The sequence below is a fragment of the Altererythrobacter sp. KTW20L genome (genome assembly GCF_023501975.1).
In the GTDB taxonomy this organism is placed as follows: Bacteria; Pseudomonadota; Alphaproteobacteria; order Sphingomonadales; family Sphingomonadaceae; genus Alteraurantiacibacter.
Genome location: NZ_JAMFLH010000005.1, coordinates 173159 through 190851 on the forward strand (window position 1 = coordinate 173159; position 17693 = coordinate 190851).

The 17693-nt window shown below is 65.1% G+C and carries 18 protein-coding genes; 16 read left to right on the forward strand and 2 right to left on the reverse strand.

Annotated features, from left to right (window positions below; translation table 11 throughout):
* Nucleotides 1-44 precede the first annotated feature (44 nt).
* Genes M3P36_RS06720 through M3P36_RS06740 form a run of 5 tightly spaced genes read left to right on the forward strand, consistent with a single transcriptional unit; the run spans nucleotide 45 to nucleotide 3699 of the window.
* Nucleotides 45-668 carry a LemA family protein gene (locus M3P36_RS06720; protein WP_249702483.1) on the forward strand — a complete coding sequence of 208 codons (624 nt, stop codon included), beginning with the start codon at nucleotides 45-47 and terminating at the stop codon, nucleotides 666-668.
* A 26-nt stretch (nucleotides 669-694) separates the two neighbouring features.
* Nucleotides 695-1522 carry a TPM domain-containing protein gene (locus M3P36_RS06725; protein ID WP_349630548.1) on the forward strand — a complete coding sequence of 276 codons (828 nt, stop codon included), beginning with the start codon at nucleotides 695-697 and terminating at the stop codon, nucleotides 1520-1522.
* Between the two features lies 1 nt (nucleotide 1523).
* Complete coding sequence (locus M3P36_RS06730) at nucleotides 1524-2201, forward strand: TPM domain-containing protein (RefSeq protein ID WP_249702484.1); 678 nt, start codon at nucleotides 1524-1526, stop codon at nucleotides 2199-2201.
* Between the two features lie 35 nt (nucleotides 2202-2236).
* A complete protein-coding gene (locus M3P36_RS06735) occupies nucleotides 2237-2779 on the forward strand; it encodes an NUDIX hydrolase (protein WP_249702485.1) in 543 nt (180 codons plus the stop codon).
* Complete coding sequence (locus M3P36_RS06740; protein WP_249702486.1) at nucleotides 2776-3699, forward strand: ketopantoate reductase family protein; 924 nt, start codon at nucleotides 2776-2778, stop codon at nucleotides 3697-3699. The genes M3P36_RS06735 and M3P36_RS06740 overlap by 4 nt, the downstream gene beginning before the upstream one ends.
* A gap of 7 nt (nucleotides 3700-3706) precedes the next feature.
* On the opposite strand, the gene M3P36_RS06745 is transcribed toward M3P36_RS06740, so the two are convergent.
* A complete protein-coding gene (locus M3P36_RS06745) occupies nucleotides 3707-4621 on the reverse strand; it encodes an isopenicillin N synthase family dioxygenase (RefSeq protein ID WP_249702487.1) in 915 nt (304 codons plus the stop codon).
* Between the two features lie 72 nt (nucleotides 4622-4693).
* On the opposite strand from M3P36_RS06745, the gene M3P36_RS06750 reads away from it, so the two are divergent.
* From M3P36_RS06750 to M3P36_RS06785, 8 genes are all read left to right on the forward strand, one after another.
* Nucleotides 4694-5527, forward strand: coding sequence for a beta-etherase (locus tag M3P36_RS06750; RefSeq protein ID WP_249702488.1), 834 nt, complete (start codon nucleotides 4694-4696; stop codon nucleotides 5525-5527).
* The gene (locus M3P36_RS06755) at nucleotides 5523-6491 is read left to right on the forward strand and encodes a 2-hydroxyacid dehydrogenase (RefSeq protein WP_349630549.1); all 969 of its coding nucleotides are present in this window, start codon (nucleotides 5523-5525) and stop codon (nucleotides 6489-6491) included. Before M3P36_RS06750 ends, M3P36_RS06755 begins: the two co-directional genes overlap by 5 nt.
* Nucleotides 6488-7354 (forward strand): kinase, encoded by an 867-nt coding sequence (locus M3P36_RS06760; protein ID WP_249702489.1) that lies wholly within the window; start codon nucleotides 6488-6490, stop codon nucleotides 7352-7354. Before M3P36_RS06755 ends, M3P36_RS06760 begins: the two co-directional genes overlap by 4 nt.
* 70 nt (nucleotides 7355-7424) lie before the next feature.
* Nucleotides 7425-9530, forward strand: coding sequence for a PQQ-dependent dehydrogenase, methanol/ethanol family (locus tag M3P36_RS06765; protein ID WP_249702490.1), 2106 nt, complete (start codon nucleotides 7425-7427; stop codon nucleotides 9528-9530).
* Nucleotides 9527-10795 (forward strand): FAD-dependent oxidoreductase, encoded by a 1269-nt coding sequence (locus M3P36_RS06770; RefSeq protein ID WP_249702491.1) that lies wholly within the window; start codon nucleotides 9527-9529, stop codon nucleotides 10793-10795. The genes M3P36_RS06765 and M3P36_RS06770 overlap by 4 nt, the downstream gene beginning before the upstream one ends.
* Nucleotides 10792-11889, forward strand: a complete 1098-nt coding sequence (locus M3P36_RS06775; protein WP_249702492.1) for an alpha/beta hydrolase — start codon at nucleotides 10792-10794, stop codon at nucleotides 11887-11889. The genes M3P36_RS06770 and M3P36_RS06775 overlap by 4 nt, the downstream gene beginning before the upstream one ends.
* Nucleotides 11890-11965: 76 nt before the next feature.
* Complete coding sequence (locus tag M3P36_RS06780) at nucleotides 11966-13921, forward strand: outer membrane protein assembly factor BamB family protein (protein ID WP_249702493.1); 1956 nt, start codon at nucleotides 11966-11968, stop codon at nucleotides 13919-13921.
* Between the two features lie 23 nt (nucleotides 13922-13944).
* Complete coding sequence (locus M3P36_RS06785) at nucleotides 13945-14928, forward strand: VOC family protein (protein WP_249702494.1); 984 nt, start codon at nucleotides 13945-13947, stop codon at nucleotides 14926-14928.
* Between the two features lie 84 nt (nucleotides 14929-15012).
* Here M3P36_RS06785 and M3P36_RS06790 read toward each other — a convergent pair whose 3' ends face one another.
* On the reverse strand, nucleotides 15013-15417 hold the full coding sequence (locus M3P36_RS06790) for a c-type cytochrome (RefSeq protein ID WP_249702495.1): 405 nt from the start codon (nucleotides 15415-15417) through the stop codon (nucleotides 15013-15015).
* A gap of 227 nt (nucleotides 15418-15644) precedes the next feature.
* On the opposite strand from M3P36_RS06790, the gene M3P36_RS06795 reads away from it, so the two are divergent.
* Genes M3P36_RS06795 through M3P36_RS06805 form a run of 3 tightly spaced genes read left to right on the forward strand, consistent with a single transcriptional unit; the run spans nucleotide 15645 to nucleotide 17575 of the window.
* On the forward strand, nucleotides 15645-16202 hold the full coding sequence (locus tag M3P36_RS06795) for a hypothetical protein (RefSeq protein ID WP_249702496.1): 558 nt from the start codon (nucleotides 15645-15647) through the stop codon (nucleotides 16200-16202).
* Nucleotides 16203-16205: 3 nt separating this feature from the next.
* Nucleotides 16206-16895, forward strand: a complete 690-nt coding sequence (locus tag M3P36_RS06800) for a HupE/UreJ family protein (protein ID WP_249702497.1) — start codon at nucleotides 16206-16208, stop codon at nucleotides 16893-16895.
* Nucleotides 16892-17575 carry a hypothetical protein gene (locus M3P36_RS06805; RefSeq protein WP_249702498.1) on the forward strand — a complete coding sequence of 228 codons (684 nt, stop codon included), beginning with the start codon at nucleotides 16892-16894 and terminating at the stop codon, nucleotides 17573-17575. The genes M3P36_RS06800 and M3P36_RS06805 overlap by 4 nt, the downstream gene beginning before the upstream one ends.
* Nucleotides 17576-17693: the final 118 nt, after the last annotated feature.

The window sequence follows — 17693 nt, forward strand, 5'->3', positions numbered from 1 at the left end:
AATACACCTGCGGGTGACCGACTTGTTTGGGAGGAATATCCAAGATGTTTTCGCGCCAGAATTTCCCGCAATTGGCCCGCTTTGCGACCGTAGCCTTCGCCAGCCTCGCCCTCACCGCCTGCGGCATCAATTCGGTGCCCGCGGCAGAGGAAAACGCCAAGGCCAAGTGGGCCGACGTGCAGGCCGCGTTCCAGGAACGGGCCAACCTGATCCCCAACCTGCAGGAAATCACCATGTCTTCTGCCGAGCAGGAGCGCGAGACGCTGGAAGGGGTGATCCAGGCGCGCGCCTCTGCCACCCGCCCCGAAATCCAGCTTTCGACCGAAGACCTCGACGATCCCGCCCGCATGGCCGCCTTCCAGCAGGCGCAGGGCGAACTGGGTGGTGCGCTGGCGCGGCTGATGGTGACGGTGGAACAGTATCCCGAACTGCGCAGCCAGGACAATTTCGGCCGCTTCATGACCCAGCTGGAAGGCAGCGAGAACCGCATCCGCGTGGCCATCCGCGACTACAACGAGGCCGTGCGCCAGTATAACACCACGATCCGCACCTTCCCCGATACCATCGGCGCCAATATCATCCACGGCGCCGAACCGATGGTGCCCTATGAAGCCGTAACCCAGGGTGCAGAAGTGGCTCCCACCCTCGACATGCGCAGCGGCGAGTGACGGCGGCGCATCGCGAGACCCGGATCGTGACCTTTCGTACTCTTTTGGCAGGATTACTGGCGGCGTGGGCGCTTGCCTTCACCGCCACCGCCCACGCCCAGTCCGCCTTCCCTGATCGCGGCACGGCACCCGTGCTCGACCTGGCCAATATCATCGACCCGGCTACCGAGGCAGACCTCACCGCGCGGCTCGATGCCTTCGAGGAAGCGAACCAGCGGCAGTTCGTGATTGTCACGCTGGATTCGCTGCAGGGCTACAATATCGCCGACTATGGCTACCAGCTTGGGCGCGAGTGGGGCCTGGGCGATGCGGAGCGCAATGACGGCATCCTGCTGATCGTGGCGCCGAACGAGCGGGCTATGCGGATCGAGACCGGTTACGGGCTGGAGGCGATCATACCCGATGGCCTGGCCTTCGACTATATCGAGGAAATGAAGCCCTACTTCCGCCAAGGTGATTATTCGGGCGGCATTGCGCTCGGCGCGGATCGCATCCTGACCCAGTTGACCCTGCCACCCGAGGAAGCGGCGGCCATCGCGCAGCAGAGCCAGGGCCGGCAGAGCGAAGGCGGCGTGCCGATTGGCGCGCTTATTTGGCTGGGCATCATGTTCTTCTTCTTCATCCTGCCGATGATGCGCGACGGAGGGAGCAGGCGCTATCGCGACGGCGGCGTTGGTAGCGCAGTCGGCAACATCATCCTGTGGGAAGCGGGCAAGGCGCTGATGGGCGGACATGACCGTGGCGGCTGGGGCGGCGGAGGCGGCTTTGGCGGAGGCGGTGGCTTCGGCGGCGGCGGCGGTTTTGGTGGCGGTGGCGGCTCCTTCGGGGGCGGCGGCGCTTCGGGGGGCTGGTAGGATGGCGATGCTCGATAACGACCAGCACACAATCGTGTCCGATGCCGTCGGCGCGGCGGAGCTTTCCACCAGCGGCGAGATCGTAACCGTGCTGGCCCGCAGTAGTGACGGCTATACCGATGTGGCGCTGGTCTGGGCCATTGCCGTGGCCTTTACCGCCATGTCGATCTTCGCCGTGTTTCCGGCCTTCTTCCTCGGCCTGTGGGACGGGTTGTTCCATGGCGGCTGGGCAAGCGAATGGACCATGGGCCAGGTGCTGACACTGATGCTCGGCTTCGGCCTGGTCAAATTCGTCGGTGTGCTGCTGGTCCAGCTGTGGCAGCCGCTGCGGATGTTCCTCATCCCTGGCCCGATCAAGTGCGCGCGGGTACGCAGCGCCGCGATCCGCCATTTCAAGGTGGGTGCGGAAAAGCGCACCCATGGCCGCACCGGCGTGCTGATCTACCTTTCCATGGCCGAACACCGCGCGGAAATCGTCGCCGACAACGCCATCGCGGCGAAGGTTCCGGCGGAAGTCTGGGGCCTCGCCATGGCCGACATGCTCGTGGAAATCCGCAAGGGCTGCACCGCCGAAGGCATCGCAGCGGGCGTGCGCGATGTGGGCGTTGTACTGGCCGAACATTTCCCGCGCGGCGCCGAAGATGTCAACGAACTGCCCGACAGGTTGATCGAACTCTGATTGATCGAACTCCGGGCCTTCGTTAGGCGGGTCCGATGACCAGCGAACCAGCCGAGCCCGAAGTAGTCCTGTGGTCCGGCAAGTGGATCGAAGCCCGCAGCCGCGGCAAGTGGGAATATGTTTCCCGCGCGCGTGGCATCCGCGCGGCGGTGATCGTGCCGATTGACGCAGGCCATGTGATCCTCGTCGAACAGTTTCGCGTGCCGCTGGGGCGGCGCTGCCTCGAACTGCCCGCAGGCCTGATCGGTGACGATGCGGGGTCGGAAGGTGAAGACCCGCTGGCCGCTGCCAAACGCGAATTGGTCGAGGAAACCGGCTATGCCGCGGCGACCTGGCGCGATGCAGGCGAATACTTCTCCAGCCCCGGCATGACCTCCGAAAGTTTCACCCTGCTGCTGGCAAGCGACCTTACCCGCGTGGGCTCTGGCGGAGGGATCGAGGGCGAGGATATCACCGTCCACCGCGTGGCGCTGGCCGACCTGCCTCAGCGGATCGCGCAATTCCGCAAGGCCGGGCTGGCGATCGACGTCAAGCTCCTGCTGCTGCTGGGGGCCAACCTGTTGGGAGAATCTGCATGAAAGTCGCCATCCTCGGTTCAGGCGCAATGGGCTGCCTGTTTGGTGCAGCCTTCCACCGGGCGGGCCACGATGTGACGCTGGTGGACGTGAACGCCGCCCATCTTGACGCGATCAATGCCCACGGCCTCGAACTCGACACCCGCGCCGGGGTGGAGCACCTGCCCATCCCCGCCCGCCTGCCTGCCGATGCCGCAGGCCCGTTTGACCTGGTGGTGGTGTTCACCAAGACCTTCCACACCCAGGGCGCGCTGGAAGGTCTGGCCCATGCCATCGGACCCGCCACCCACCTGCTCAGCTTGCAGAACGGCCTCGGCAATGACCGGCGGCTGGCAGGCTTCGTGTCGGACGACCGGGTGATGGTGGGTGCATCCATGTTGCCGAGCGACCTTGTCGGCCCCGGCAAGGTGCGCAGTCATGGCGAGGGCTATTCGCGGCTCTATCCGGCGTTCGGTGGCGATCCGGCCATGGCGCAGGCCCTGGCAGAGGCGCTGACCGCAGGCGGCCTGCCCGCCCAGCTCGATCCCGAAATCCACAACGCCATCTGGTCCAAGGTCATCTTCAACGCCGCGATGAACCCGCTGTGCGCCCTCACCCGCCGCACGCCGGGCTTCCTCGGCGCCAGCGCCGAAGCACGCGCCACGATCCGCGCCGTGGTGGAAGAAGGCGTTGCGGCAGCCCACGCCAATGGCGCGATGATCGACTCCGCGCCGATCCACGCCCTCACCGAAACTTCGATGACCGACCATGCCGACCACGAAGCCTCGATGCTGCAGGACGTGAAAGCCGGTCGGCGCACCGAGGTGGATGCGATCAACGGCGCGATTGTCGAGGCGGCAGAGGACAAGGGCGTGGCCGCGCCGGTCACGCGGACTTTGTGGCACCTGGTCAAGCTGGAAGAGGCCAAGCTGGCCCCAAGCTAACGCAGGGCTAGGCCAGCCTGATCTCGCGCAGCCGCTCCATCAGGTAATCCTGCGCGGTGATCGGCTCCTCGCCGCCTTCAAACAACGGATCGATTAGGAAATCGGGCCGGAAGTGGAGGAAATAGGGCATCGAATAGCGCGCCCGGCCAACCGCCTCGCCCGCCGGATTGACCACGCGATGCGTGGTGGAGCGCAGGCGTCCGGCGGTATAGCGTTGCAGCATGTCGCCAATGTTCACCGCCAGCGCGCCTGGCGGCGGGCTGACCGGCAGCCAGCGGCCATCGCGCGCCAGCAGTTCGAGCCCTGCCTCCTCGGCCCCCAGCAGCAGGGTTATGGCGTTGATATCTTCGTGCGCGGCAGCGCGGATAGCCCCTGCCGGACCACCCTTCACCGGCGGATAGTGCAGCAGCCGCAGGACTGAGTTACCATCGCGCACCGCATCCTCGAAGAAGTCCTCCTCCTCGCCCAGATAAAGCGCAATTGCCGACAGAATGCGCCGCCCCGTCCAGTCGAAGGCGAGGAACAGGTCCTGCATGACGGGGCGAAAATCGGAAGGCTCGTCCGGCCACACATTGGGCCGCATCTGGGCGCCATAGCGGTGGCCTGCGGGAAGATCGCGCCCCACGTGCCAGAATTCCTTCAGATCCTGCACGGCAGCGCCCTTGGCCTGCTCCACCCCGAACGGCGTATAGCCGCGCGCGCCTGCCTGCCCGGTGCGGTGGTACTGCCGCTTCACATCATCCGGCAGGGCAAAGAATTGCCGCATCATCTGCTCGGCCCGGTCGATCAGTCCCTGGTCGATCCCGTGGTTCTCCACCACGGCAAAGCCGTAGTCCTCGAACGAGCGGCCCAGTTCGTCCGCCAGGTCCCGCAGCGGTTTGGCGAGGCTGACGGTTGCGACTTCAGGAGCAATATCTGACATGGCGCAATGTCTCCCACTTTCCTTTTGCGGCATCAACCAATAGCAAGACCGCTAGAGAGGAATTTTCCCGACATGGCCGCCAACAACACCATCACCTTCTATGACCTGACCATGGCGCACGGCGCCACCACCAGCCCCTTCGTCTGGGCCACCAAGTATGCGCTGGCCCACAAGGGCTTCACCATCGACACCGTGCCGGGCGGTTTTACCGGTATCATGGAACGCACCGGCGGCATGACCGAGCGGCTGCCGGCCATCGTGGACGATGGGAAATGGGTGCTCGATAGCTGGGGCATCGTTGAATATCTCGACGCCACCTACCCTGACCGCCCCATGCTCATCCCGCACGAAAGCGTGGCCGCGCTGACCAAGGCGCTGGATGCCTGGTGGTGGCCCACCGCCGTGGGGCCGTGGATGCGCTGTTTCTGCGCCGATTACCGCGACCTGTGCTTCGAGCATGACAAGGAATATGTCACCACCAGCCGCGAGAAGATGCTCGGTATGAAGCTGGAGGACATGCAGGCGGGGCGCGAGGAGCGCCTGCCGCAGATATCCGCCGCGATCGAGCCCTTGCGCATGGCGCTACGCGAGCACCAGTGGCTGGGCGGGAGCGAGCCCAACTATGCCGATTACCGCATCCTCGGGCCGATCCTGTTCCTCGCCTCTGTCGGCAAGGTTCCCGCACTGGCCGAGGACGATCCGCTGCGCGACTGGATCGAGCGGTGCCGTGATCTTTACGGCGGTCTGGGCCGCCATCCCGGCCTGATGAACCTCTATGGCCTCCACGTGCCTGAAGGCGGGCCGGAACCCTATATGCGCGAAAGCTGGCGCGGCGGGATCTACAAGCGCAATACCGGCCCAGCCTCCACCCGCGCCGAAACCGAACACATCACCACCAAGGATTGACGCATTGCGCATTTTGATAACCCGCCGCTGGCCGGTCGAGGTCGAGCGAGCCATGGCGGCGCAGTTCGACGTAGTGCTGAACGAGGGCGACAAGCCGCTCTCCCAGGCGGACCTCGCCGCCGCCATGGGCGAGTTCGACGTGTTGTGCCCCACGGTGTCTGACCGGATCGACGCCGATGTGATCGGAGGCGGCGACCGCGTGAAGCTGATCGCCAATTATGGCGTGGGGTTCGACCATATCGATCTCGCCGCCGCGAAGGCCAAGGGCATTGCCGTTACCAACACCCCCGGCGTGCTGACCGATGCCACGGCCGACATCGCCATGACGCTGCTGCTGATGGCGGCGCGGCGGGCGGGCGAAGGCGAAAGGGAACTGCGCGCCGGGCAGTGGAGCGGGTGGCGGCCGACGCACCTTGTCGGCAGCGCGCTTAAAGGCAAGGTGCTCGGCTGTGTCGGCTTCGGGCGGATTGCCCAGGCCACGGCGCGGCGGGCGCACCACGGCTTCGGGATGAAGGTTGCCTATTACGCGCGGCGGCCAGCCGACGAGGCGGTCGCGCAGGAGTTACAGGCAGAGTTTACGCCTGATCTGATAAACTTGCTGGGCAAAGCTGACTTTGTTTCTCTCCATGTTCCCGGCGGCGCGGAAACGGCCAGCATGATCGATGCTGCCGCCATCGCAGCGATGAAGCCCGGCTCCTACCTCATCAACACGGCGCGCGGCGGTGTGGTGGATCATGCAGCGCTGGCGGCAGCGCTCAGGTCAGGCCACCTGGCGGGCGCGGGGCTGGATGTCTATCCGGCAGAACCACAAGTACCGGCAGAGTTGCTCGATATCGAAAATGTCGTTTTGTTACCGCACCTTGGCAGCGCCAATTCAGAAACGCGCATAGCCATGGGCATGTGCGCCATGGCCAATGTGGAAGAGTTTGCGAAAGGGGCCGAGTTGCCCAACCCCGTTACATGACCATTGATGACCTGATCGCCGCCCACGGCCTGCCAGCCTCCTACCGCGAGGTGGTGGAGCAATACTGGCAGCCGCTCGCCACGGCGATTGCGCGCCGCACAACCAGCCGTGAACCTCTTATTGCCGGCATCAATGGCGCGCAAGGGTCTGGAAAATCGACAATTTGCGCTTTCCTCGAAGTGCTGTTGGCAAGCCGCCAGTTGCGCGCCGTAACCCTGTCGATCGATGACCTCTACCTCACCCGCGCCGAGCGGCAGGCCGTGGCGAGCGAGGTCCATCCGCTGTTCGCCACGCGCGGCGTGCCTGGTACCCATGCGCCGGGCCTGGGCATGGCGATCATCGAACATGTCCGCGCCCGTCGCAGCTTCGACCTGCCACGGTTCGACAAGGGCACCGATGACCGCAAGCCCGAAGGCGAGCGGATCGAAGGGCCGGTAGACGTGCTCTTGTTCGAAGGCTGGTGTGTCGGCTGCCACCCGCAGGCCGACGAGGAACTGCTCGATCCGGTGAACGAACTTGAGCGCGACGATGATCCGGACGGTGTCTGGCGCAGCGTCGTCAACCTGTGGCTGCGCGGCGATTATCGGGTGTTGTTCGACCAGCTCGACATGCTGGTGATGCTTAAGGTCGATGGGTTCGATGCAGTCCTCGCCAACCGATCCTTGCAGGAAACCAAGCTGCGCGCCGCCGATCCCGCCGCGCCCGGCCTGATGGACGAAGCCGCCATCGCCCGCTTCTGCCAGCATTACGAACGCCTGACGCTGCACATGCTGGAAGACTTGCCCCGCCGCGCCGATTTCGTGTTCGACATCGGCGCCGACCAGCGCCCCACATCCCTGCCAGAGGGACTCGCCAACCGCTGACAGGCATCCTAACGTCCGTGACGATGACGCCATAAGACGCACGCACGATTCCTAGGGAGGGGACGCGGGAATGAGATTGCTTCCGACATTGCTGGCAGTGGCAGCGACCTTATCTTTCGCCGCCTGCTCGCAGGGCTCCGAATATGGCGCGGTGGACGAAGCGCGGCTGCTGGCGGCAGAGGACGATTCCGACAACTGGCTCGCCCACGGGCGCACCTATGCCGAGCAGCGCTTCAGCCCGCTGGCCGACATCAACACCGGTAATATCGGCGAGCTGTCGCTCGCCTACGCGGTCGAATTCGATACCAACCGGGGGCAGGAAGCGACCCCCATCGTGGTCGATGGCACGATGTACCTTTCCACCGCCTGGTCCAAGGTCATGGCGGTCAACGCCGCCACGGGCGATGTGCTGTGGCGCTATGACCCGCAAGTGGACGGAGCCAAGGGCGCCCACGCCTGCTGCGACGTGGTCAACCGCGGCGTGGCGGTATGGGAAGGCAAGGTCTTTGTCGGCACGATCGACGGGCGGCTGGTCGCATTGGACGCAGCGACGGGCGAGGAGCTGTGGGACGTGGTCACGGTGGACCAGTCCCAGCCCTATACCGTGACCATGGCCCCGCGCGTGGTACGCGGCAAGGTGATCGTCGGCAATTCGGGCGCGGAAATGGGCGTGCGCGGCTATGTCTCAGCCTACGATGCCGACAGTGGCGACATGGTCTGGCGGTTCTACACCGTGCCCGGCAACCCGGCGGACGGGCCCGATGGCGCGGCGAGCGACGAGGTCTTTGAACGCTTCGCAACCGACACCTGGAGCGGTGACTGGTGGGAACTTGGCGGCGGCGGCACGGTGTGGGATTCGGTGGTTTACGATTCCGAGTTCGACCAGTTGCTGGTGGGCGTCGGCAACGGCAGCCCGTGGAACCACCGCGTGCGCAGCGACGGGCAAGGCGACAACCTGTTCCTCACCTCAATCCTCGCGCTCGATCCCGATACCGGGGCCTACAAGTGGCATTACCAGCAGAACCCCGGCGAGACATGGGACTATACCGCCACCCAGCAGATGACGCTGGCCGACCTCGAAATCGACGGCGAGATGCGCAAGGTGATCCTGCAGGCGCCCAAGAACGGGTTCTTCTATGTGATCGACCGGGCGGACGGCACGCTGGTCAGCGCCGAACCCTATACCGAGCAGACCTGGGCCGAACGGATCGATCTTGAAACCGGCCGCCCGGTGGAACGGCCCGGCGCGCGCTTCGCCGATGCCCCGTTCCTGATCACACCCAGCGGGCTTGGCGCCCACGCCTGGCAGCCGATGAGCTTCTCGCCGCAGACGGGCCTCGTCTATATCCCCACCATGCAGGTGCCCAGCGCCTATGCCGATGACAGCGACTTCGAACGCCACATCGGCCGCTGGAACACCGGGGTATCGTTCCTTGCCCCGCCAGAAGGACTGGTGCCCGGCGCCACGCCCGAAGCGCGCCGCGCCTATATGACCGCGCGGACCAAGGGGCGGCTGGTGGCCTGGGATCCCGTGGCTCAGCGCGAGGTCTGGGGGATCGACCGTGACTGGCCGTGGAACGGCGGCACCCTGGCCACCGGCGGGGGCCTGGTATTCCAGGGCCTGCCCGATGGCCGGTTCAACGCCTATGACGCGACCAGTGGCGCGGAGCTGTGGTCGTTCAAGCAGGAACGCGGGATCATGGCCGGGCCGATCTCGTTCCGGGCCGACGGCGTGCAATATGTCGCCGTGCTGGCGGGCTATGGCGGATCGATGGGCATGGCCAGCCAGACCGACTGGATGCGCCGCCCGCCGCCCAATGGCATGCTGCTGGTGTTCCGCATCGGCGGAACTGGCGAGCTTGCGCCCCTGCCGCCGGTCGAGCCCCGGCCCTATGCCGCCAGCCAGGAAAGCTTCACCGCCGCGCAGGTCGCCATGGGCCAGGGACAGTATTTCGCCTTCTGCACCATCTGCCACAACGGCCCGGTCAACCCGGACCTGATGCGCAGCCCTGTCGCCACCGATGCGGCGGCATGGAACGCGGTAGTGATGGACGGCATTCTGGCACAACGCGGCATGATCGCTTTCGCGCCGTGGATCGATGCGGAACAATCCGAAGCGATCCGCGCCTATGTCCTGACCGAAGCCGCACGGCGGCAAGCAGCGGAGCAGCAATGAGCGACATTACCGAGTTCCGGCCCACAGACGTCCTCATCGTCGGCGCAGGCCCCGTCGGCATGATCACCGCCCTGGCCCTGGCGCAAGCCGGTGCCAGCGTGCGGGTGATCGAGCGCGAGGGGCAGATCATCAATTCCCCGCGCGCCGCAGTCTATTTCCCCTCCACCCTACTGGTGTTGGAGGAACTGGGCATCCTGGACGAGCTCGACCGGATCGGCTTCCGCAACCGCGCCTTCGGCACCCATGTGCCGGAGTTCGATTACCACTCGGTCGTGGTGACCGAGCCGGTCGAGGGTATTGCCTACGATTACCAGCTCCATGTCGGGCAGCACGATGTGGCGCGGGTGGCGATGGAACATGCGCAGCGCCTCGGCGTGGACGTGCAGTTCGGCTGCGAATTGCACGGCTTCGAGGAATATGACGATCACATGCTCGCCATGGCGAGTGGCCCCGATGGCGAAGTGACCTACAGCGCCAAATGGATGATCGGCTGTGACGGCGCACGGTCGATGGTGCGCAAGCTGGCTGGGATCGAATTCGAAGGCCACACCTGGCCCGAACGCTTCGTTGCCACCAACGTGAAGTTCCCCTTCGGCGAACTGGGCTATGAACAGGCCAATTTTGTCTGCGATCCGGTTAATATGGCTGTGATTGCCCAGCTTGATACGGCCGGTCTGTGGCGCTGCACCTATATGGAGGATTCCTCCCTGCCCGAGGAGACTTTCGCCGAGCGTATTCCGCAGCGCTACGAATGGTTCATGCAGGGCCGCACCGATTACGAGGTGGTCTCGGCCAGCCCCTACATGCTTCACCAGCGGGCGGGCGAGACCCTGCGCAAGGGGCGCGTGCTGCTGGCAGGCGATGCAGCCCATGCGACCAACCCCTGCGGCGGCCTGGGCCTCACCAGCGGCCTTTGGACCGGGATCGTCCTGGCCGATGTGCTGGGCGCGGTGCTGAAGGGCGAGGAAGACGCTAGCATCCTTGACCGCTTCAGCGACGAGCGGCGGCGGATATTCTGGGAAGTCGTCACCCCGGCGGCGACCGAGAACAAGCGGATGCTGCAGGAGGCCGACCCAGAACAGCGCCAGAAGGACCTCGGCTTCCTGAAAGCGCTGGAGGACAATCCCGAAAGCGGCGCGTTGCTGATGCTGTTTGCCTATAAGGTGATCGGTGACGTTCTGCGGCCCAATTCGCGCTGGGCTCACGCCGACCCGAGCGACCGCGTCGCCATCGACATCAGGAACCGCAAGGGCCAGATTCATTGAGCGCTACCGGGAGCAAGTCATACCGCCCGGCGGACCTCCACGCAGCGGGGCGCGCACGGCCGCTGGAACTGGCGGCGCAGGGCTTTTTCTGGACCGGCGGCGAACTTGTCGATCATCCGCAAGCCGGCAAGGCCATGCGCGGGCAGCAGTATGTCGAGTACTGGATCCCGCTGGTCCTGCAGCACGAATTGCCCATCGTGATGATCCACGGCGGCGGCGGCCAGGGAACCGATTTCCTCGGCACGCCCGATGGCCGCGAAGGGTGGGTCCACTGGTTCGTGCGGGCGGGCTGGCCGGTCTATGTGGTGGACCGCCCGCAACATGGCCGCAGTCCGTTCAACCCCGAATTCCAGGGCGCGATGGCGAGGCCGGGGCCAACCATGTTCCTCGAACGGCTGTTCACCCGGCCGGGCGACTTTGCCGACAACTATCCGCAGGCCAGCCTGCACAGCCAGTGGCCGGGCACGGGCAGGATGGACGATCCGGCGTTCCTCGCCTTCCTCGCCGGAACGGGGCCGACGCTGGCCGATCCCGCGCAGTGGCAAGCCGATGCGCAAGCCGCCGGGGCTGAAATGCTCGACCGCATCGGCCCGGCGATCCTGCTGACCCATTCAGCGGGCGGGCCCTGCGGTTGGCTGATTGCCGATGCGCGGCCCGACCTTGTCCGCGCCATCGTCGCGGCAGAACCGCTCGGTCCGCCGTTCGAGGCAATCAGCGGCACCCTGCCCTTTGGCATCACCCACGCCCCGCTCACGTTCGATCCGCTGCTGCAAGCGGGGGAGAAACTGGCGAGCATGGACCTGCCCTCGCCCGGCCCCGGTCTCGTGCCCTACAAGGTACAGGCCGAGCCCGCCCGCCGCCTGCCCGCGCTGGCAGACAAGCCGGTTATGGTTCTGACCGCCGAAGCAAGCTGGATGGCAGCAGACAACCATGCGATTGTCCATTTCCTGCGGCAGGCAGGGGCCAGCGTCGATCATGTGCGGCTGGAGGAACACGGAGCGCGCGGCAATGGCCATGCCATGCAACTGGAAGCCAACAGCGACGATGTTGCGGCGGTAATTGCCTGCTGGCTTGCCGATCAGGGGTTGAAATAGTTTTCCAACAGAACGATTAAGATACAAATGAATCGCGCGGCAACAGCTGCGATTCTCTCGGGGAGACGACAGGAAAATGCGCAAAATCACCGGACTGGCGCTTTGTGCCGCCTTGTTGGCCACAGCATCGATCGGGCCGCTGATGGCACAGGGCGTGGCCGAGGGCGACTGGCCGCTCTATGCGCGCGACCACGCGGGCCAGCGCTATTCGCCGATGACCGATATCAATCGCGACACCGTGGGCCAGCTCGAACGGGCATGGACCATGCAGTTAAGGCCGGAAGGCGGCGCTGCGATCCTTGCAGGTACGGTGCCGGTCGTGATCGAAGGCGTGATGTATCTGCCGTTGGGCAATTCGGTCGTGGCGCTGGAAGCCGACAGCGGCCGCGAAATCTGGCGCCACCAGATCGCGCAAGGCACGGCGCGGCGCCACGTCGCATGGTGGCCGGGTGATGGCGAGCTTGGTCCGCGCCTGTTCTACAACCCCGGCAACAGCATCGTGGCACTCGATTCACGCACGGGCGCAATCGACCGTTCCTTTGCCGACAATGGCGTGCTGACGTGGGACGGGGCAAGCTATCCTTATCCCCCCAGCATTTTCCGCGACACTCTGGTGATCGGTGCATGGACGCCAGAAGTCTCGGTGGCCGGGCCAGAGGGCGATGGTGACAGCCGCGCCTTCGATGCGCGCACCGGGGCGTTCAAGTGGCGCTTCAACACCATTCCCCATGCGGGCGAACCGGGTAACGAAACCTGGCCGGAAGACGGCTGGCAGGGCCGCCCGGGTGCAAACATGTGGATCTGGTACACCACCGCCGATGTCGAAACCGGCATGCTCTACATGACGCTGGGCAGCCCCGGCCCGAACTATTGGGGCGGTGACCGGGCGGGCGACAACCTCTATGCCAACTCGCTGGTCGCGGTCGATATCGAGACCGGCGAATACCGCTGGCATTTCCAGGCGATCCATCACGAGTTGTGGGACTGGGACCTGCCCGCCCCGCCGGTGCTGGTTGACGTGACGCAGGACGGTGCGACAGTTCCGGCCCTGTCGCTGACCGGCAAGAACGGACTGATGTACATCCTCAACCGCCAGACCGGGGAGCCGATCCACGGGGTGAACGAGATGCTGGTGGCGCGCGGCGACGTACCGGGCGAATGGTACAGCCCCACCCAGCCGTTCCCGGTCAAGCCCGAGCCGCTCAACCGGATGACCTGGACGCCCGATGACGTGGTCACCGAGGACGATACCAACGCTGCCCACGTCGCCGCCTGCCACGCGCTGCTGGATAGCTATGGCGGCCTGTTCTTCAATGCCGGGCCGTTTACCCCGTTCTTCCTGCACAAGGAAGGCGACCCGCCGCGCGCATCGATCAATATGCCGCACAACGGCGGGTCTGTGTGGGGCGGCAGCTCGGCCGATCCCACCACCGGAATGGTCTATATCAACATCACCGAAGGGGGCTCGATCGGCTGGATCGAGGAGCGCGATCCCGATGGCAACTATGGCAGCGGGACCGATGGCTCGGTCCAGCCCTATGACCGCGGCAGCCTGACCGGCCCCGGGGCCTATTCCGGCTTTCTGGCCAGCTTCACCGGCGACGATGGCCGCCGCGTAACCCTGCCCTGCATCCGTCCGCCGTGGGGCCGGATGATCGCAGTCGATGCCAGTACCGGCGAGATTGCCTGGGCGACCAGGCTCGGCACTTCGCCACAGCTGGAAGAGGGCAAGCGCGATACAGGGGCCAACAATTCGGCCGGCGGGTCGATGGTCACGGCAGGTGGCCTGGTCTTCATCGGCGCGACCAGCGACGGGATCTTCCGCGCCTTCGATGCCGACAACGGCGAAGTGGTGTGGGAAGACCAACTCGACTATACCACCAACACTATTCCGATGACCTATCGCGGGGCGGACGGTCGGCAGTATATTGCCGCCCTTGCCACGGGAAATACGGCCATGGGATCGCCGCGAAACGAGAGCGGCGCCCCGGCCAACCAGGAAAGCCTGATCGTGTGGGCCCTGCCGCAATAGGGCGCACCAAGGGAGAGAAGACTATGAACCGCAAGATTACTTTCGCACTCACGACCGCGATGCTCGCCCTGGCCGCACCGGCCACGGCGCAGGATACGATCACCACGCCCGAAGGCGCCGTGATGCAAAGCGGCGCGGACCTGGCCTATGCTCCGGGCGAGCTGACCGATGCACAGCTTAACGGCAGCGCCGGGCACCTGTTCATCCAGGATTCGATGAACGTGTTCCGCCGCTTCCCGCGTGAAGCGACCGAGCAGATGGTCAACTTCTACGTCAACGCATTGGGCCTGCGCTCGCTCAACCCGATCCAGCTGACCAGCACCCAGCAGATGATCCTGACCGGTGTGGGTAGCGGGCAGGTCAAGCTCTCGGCCGGACAACTGGGCAATCGCACCTACAACCTCGACGGCGGCTATGCCGGGGGCACCGGTATCCGGTTCTTCATGTTCACCTATCCCGATCCCGCCGTGGTGACGCAGCGCTTCACCGATGCCGGGTTCCCCGCGCCCGAATTCGTCGCGCGCGGCGATGGCTCGAGCCAGGCGCTGGTGCGCGATCCTGGCGGGTTCGACGTGGTGATCGTGACCCGCCCCGGTGCGGCGGACAATTCGGACGATGGCGTGGGCGTGGGCATCCATGTATCCGACCTGGAGGAAAGCCGCAGGTTCTATCGCGAGTTCGTGGGCCTGGAGGAGCTTCCCGCAATGGAGGCACCGCTGATGGGCGCAACGTTCCATCCCTATCGCCACGGCGAAACCACGGTGATGCTCTACAAGATGGGCGATAACCTGCCGGTCGATAACGGCAGCGCGGGCATCCAGTACGTGGTCAGCGACGCGCCCTATGTCGCGGCCATGGGCGCGCACCGCGATGTGGAAGTGCAGACCCCGCTCAACAAGATGGCCGGGTTCGACTTGGTCACCGTGTGGTTCAGCGATCCCGATGGCGTGACCAACTATTTCGCCCAGGTCGGCCCGAACAGCCGCACCGCCCGCGGCGAGAACTGATCCGCCCCGCAAAGCCGGACTTGCGGCAAGAAAAAGGGGGCCGCGAAGCCCCCTTTTTTGTGTCTGGTGGAAGGCGGTCAAGCCTTACTTCTTCACCTGCATGATATAGGCCGAGACCAGGTCGATCTCTTCGTCGGTCATCTGGCCGCCGAAGCCGGGCATGGCACCCTGGCCGTTGGCGATGCGCGAGACGACAAAGGCGTGGTCCATTGCCGCATTGCCATCGAGCGCCGGGCCGATCTGGCCGAAGCCGTTGGCATCGCTCAGCGCGTGGCAGGCACCGCAGGACCAGTTCTGGAACAGCGTGCGGCCTTCGGCCAGCTGTTCAGCACTCAGCGCCGCTGCTGCTTCATCGGCTGCCGGGGCAGCCTGGGTCGGATCGACCGGCGTGGCAACAGCCCCCGCCAGCGGAACGGCCAGTACCGCCGCGCCAAGGGCAGCGAGCCCTGCGTTCTTCCACTTGCCGGTGATGCCCTTGATTCCAGCCATGTCGATACTCTACCTTTCGTGATCCATCTGCGGGGTCCGAATTCGCTTCTGCAATTCCGGGCTCCAGTCAACAACCGGTCTAGCCGAGTCAATGTTTACCGCACATTTATGCGGCGCTTCCAAAGCCGATTTTTTCGGACTTTGTCAACCTCGGCAAGATTTTTTCGGTTGCATCGGCCTTCCCGCAGGAGGACAAAGAGCAAACAGACGGGAAGAGGCACCGAATCATGGCAAGGCATTATCGACACCTGGCGCGTTTGGCTCCGCTGGCCCTGGCGGGCGTGGGCCTGGCGTCCTGCGGGGAAGAGCCGGTGGACCTGCCCTATGGTACCGCCCAGCAGTTCATGGCCAACGAGGTGCAGTCCACGGCAGAGGTCTATTGGAACGCCGTGGGGGCAGTCAGCGAACTGGTCGATGGGGAGCCGGTGTTCCGCGAATTCGAGCCCCAGACCGACGAGGAATGGCAACAGGTGGCCGATGCGGCAGTAAAGATGCGCGAATATGGCGAAGTGCTCGCCACTCCCGCCTATGCCGATGGCCGCGGTGATGACTGGATGGACTTTGCGCAAGGGCTGCAGGCGGTCTCGCGCCAGGCCGAACAGGCCGCTCTCGACAAGAGCCCCGAGGCGGTGTTCGAAGTGGGTGGCACACTCTACAATGTGTGCACCGCCTGCCACCAGTCCTACCCGCCCGCGGACCTGCCCGCCGGGATGACAGTGGACGACATCGATCGCCCCTCGCCCGATGAAACGCTGGAAGAGTACCGCGCCCAAGACGCGACCTAGCCGATGATCCGTCCCGCCCATGTCGTGGCGGCGTGCCTGATTGCCGCCGCCCTGCTCGTCCCTGAACTCGCCCTGGCGCACGATGTTGCCGAGGGTGACAAGGCCTTCGTCCAGTCGGTCGAAGGCCCGGCGGTGTTTCCGTTCCTCTATCTCGGCGCCAAGCACATGGTGACGGGGTACGATCACATTGCCTTCCTGGTGGGCGTGGTGTTCTTCCTCCACCGGTTGCGCGACGTGGTGCTCTATGTGTCGCTGTTCACTCTCGGGCACTCGATCACCCTGCTGGGCGGCGTGCTGCTGGGGATCGGCGCCAACGCCTATGTGATCGATGCGATCATCGGGCTGTCGGTGGTCTACAAGGGGGTGGAGAACATCGGCGGGTTCAAGCGCATCGGCCTCAATATCGACACCCGCGCGGCAGTGCTGGTGTTCGGCCTGTTCCACGGCATGGGCCTGGCCACCAAGGTGATGGACCTGGAGATGTCGCGCGACGGGCTGCTGACCAACCTCGTCGCATTCAACGTGGGTGTGGAGCTTGGCCAGGTACTGGTGCTGGCCTTCGTCGTCTCGCTGTTCGCCGTGTGGCGCCACCGGTCGAGCTTTACCCGCTACGCCTTTGCCGCCAATGTGGCGCTCATCCTGGTGGGCCTGGTGCTCACCGCCGTCCAAGTCGAAGGATATATCTCGTCATGAGCCTTAACCCGCCCGCCAAATCACGCCGCACGCCCTTGCTCGTCGGTGGCGCAGTGGTCGTCGTGGCAGCAATTGCCGTGCTGTTCGTCCTGCCCGCCGAAACCGGCTGGGATCCGACCGGCGTCGGGGCCGCAACGGGCCTCGTCAAGATTGCCAGTCCCGACAACGAGGAGCTGGAGCGCGGGCTCGCCCGGATGGAGACCGAGGATGTGCTGCTGCTGTCCGACACCCCGCCCGCCGCAGAACCTGGCGCGACCGACGTGTGGGAGTACGAACTGGCCCCCTACGAATCGATCGAATTCAAGTACACCGCGCCGGAAGATGCCCGGATCGCCTTCCGCTGGGAGGGCTCGGCTCCGCTCAACTACGACATGCACAGCCACCCGTTCGACGGCGGCGTGGAACTGACCGAGAGCTTCGGGGTGAGCCAGGCGCAGCAGATGCAGGGCATCTATATCGCTCCGTTCACTGGCATCCACGGGTGGTACTGGCAGAACCGCTCGACGGACAATGTCATTGTCCGGCTGGAAGCGAGCGGCGGTATGACCACTTCGACAATCTACAGTTCGGTTGGCGAGGTGGATCGCCCGCTGGAAGGCGTGGAGAACAGTGTCGAGGGCAGCGCCGCCGGGCACGACATGCAGGGCTCCGCCGAGGGTGATGGCGGCGAAACCGGATGATACAAAGTGCGACAAAAAAACCGGATTAAGTCAACTGGCAGGGCCTATATGGCCTTGTTGTTACGCTGGGCTTGGCGCTAGGTTTGTGCCAATGCCTGAGCTGTGGCTGGCGCATTGA

Bases quoted from the DNA above. Each gene is read 5' to 3' on its own strand.
- M3P36_RS06720 (WP_249702483.1), top strand. From the start codon at position 45: ATGTTTTCGCGCCAGAATTTCCCGCAATTGGCCCGCTTTGCGACCGTA.
- M3P36_RS06730 (WP_249702484.1), top strand. From the start codon at position 1,524: ATGGCGATGCTCGATAACGACCAGCACACAATCGTGTCCGATGCCGTC.
- M3P36_RS06735 (WP_249702485.1), top strand. From the start codon at position 2,237: ATGACCAGCGAACCAGCCGAGCCCGAAGTAGTCCTGTGGTCCGGCAAG.
- M3P36_RS06740 (WP_249702486.1), top strand. From the start codon at position 2,776: ATGAAAGTCGCCATCCTCGGTTCAGGCGCAATGGGCTGCCTGTTTGGT.
- M3P36_RS06745 (WP_249702487.1), bottom strand. From the start codon at position 4,621: ATGTCAGATATTGCTCCTGAAGTCGCAACCGTCAGCCTCGCCAAACCG.
- M3P36_RS06750 (WP_249702488.1), top strand. From the start codon at position 4,694: ATGGCCGCCAACAACACCATCACCTTCTATGACCTGACCATGGCGCAC.
- M3P36_RS06760 (WP_249702489.1), top strand. From the start codon at position 6,488: ATGACCATTGATGACCTGATCGCCGCCCACGGCCTGCCAGCCTCCTAC.
- M3P36_RS06765 (WP_249702490.1), top strand. From the start codon at position 7,425: ATGAGATTGCTTCCGACATTGCTGGCAGTGGCAGCGACCTTATCTTTC.
- M3P36_RS06770 (WP_249702491.1), top strand. From the start codon at position 9,527: ATGAGCGACATTACCGAGTTCCGGCCCACAGACGTCCTCATCGTCGGC.
- M3P36_RS06780 (WP_249702493.1), top strand. From the start codon at position 11,966: ATGCGCAAAATCACCGGACTGGCGCTTTGTGCCGCCTTGTTGGCCACA.
- M3P36_RS06785 (WP_249702494.1), top strand. From the start codon at position 13,945: ATGAACCGCAAGATTACTTTCGCACTCACGACCGCGATGCTCGCCCTG.
- M3P36_RS06790 (WP_249702495.1), bottom strand. From the start codon at position 15,417: ATGGCTGGAATCAAGGGCATCACCGGCAAGTGGAAGAACGCAGGGCTC.
- M3P36_RS06795 (WP_249702496.1), top strand. From the start codon at position 15,645: ATGGCAAGGCATTATCGACACCTGGCGCGTTTGGCTCCGCTGGCCCTG.
- M3P36_RS06800 (WP_249702497.1), top strand. From the start codon at position 16,206: ATGATCCGTCCCGCCCATGTCGTGGCGGCGTGCCTGATTGCCGCCGCC.
- M3P36_RS06805 (WP_249702498.1), top strand. From the start codon at position 16,892: ATGAGCCTTAACCCGCCCGCCAAATCACGCCGCACGCCCTTGCTCGTC.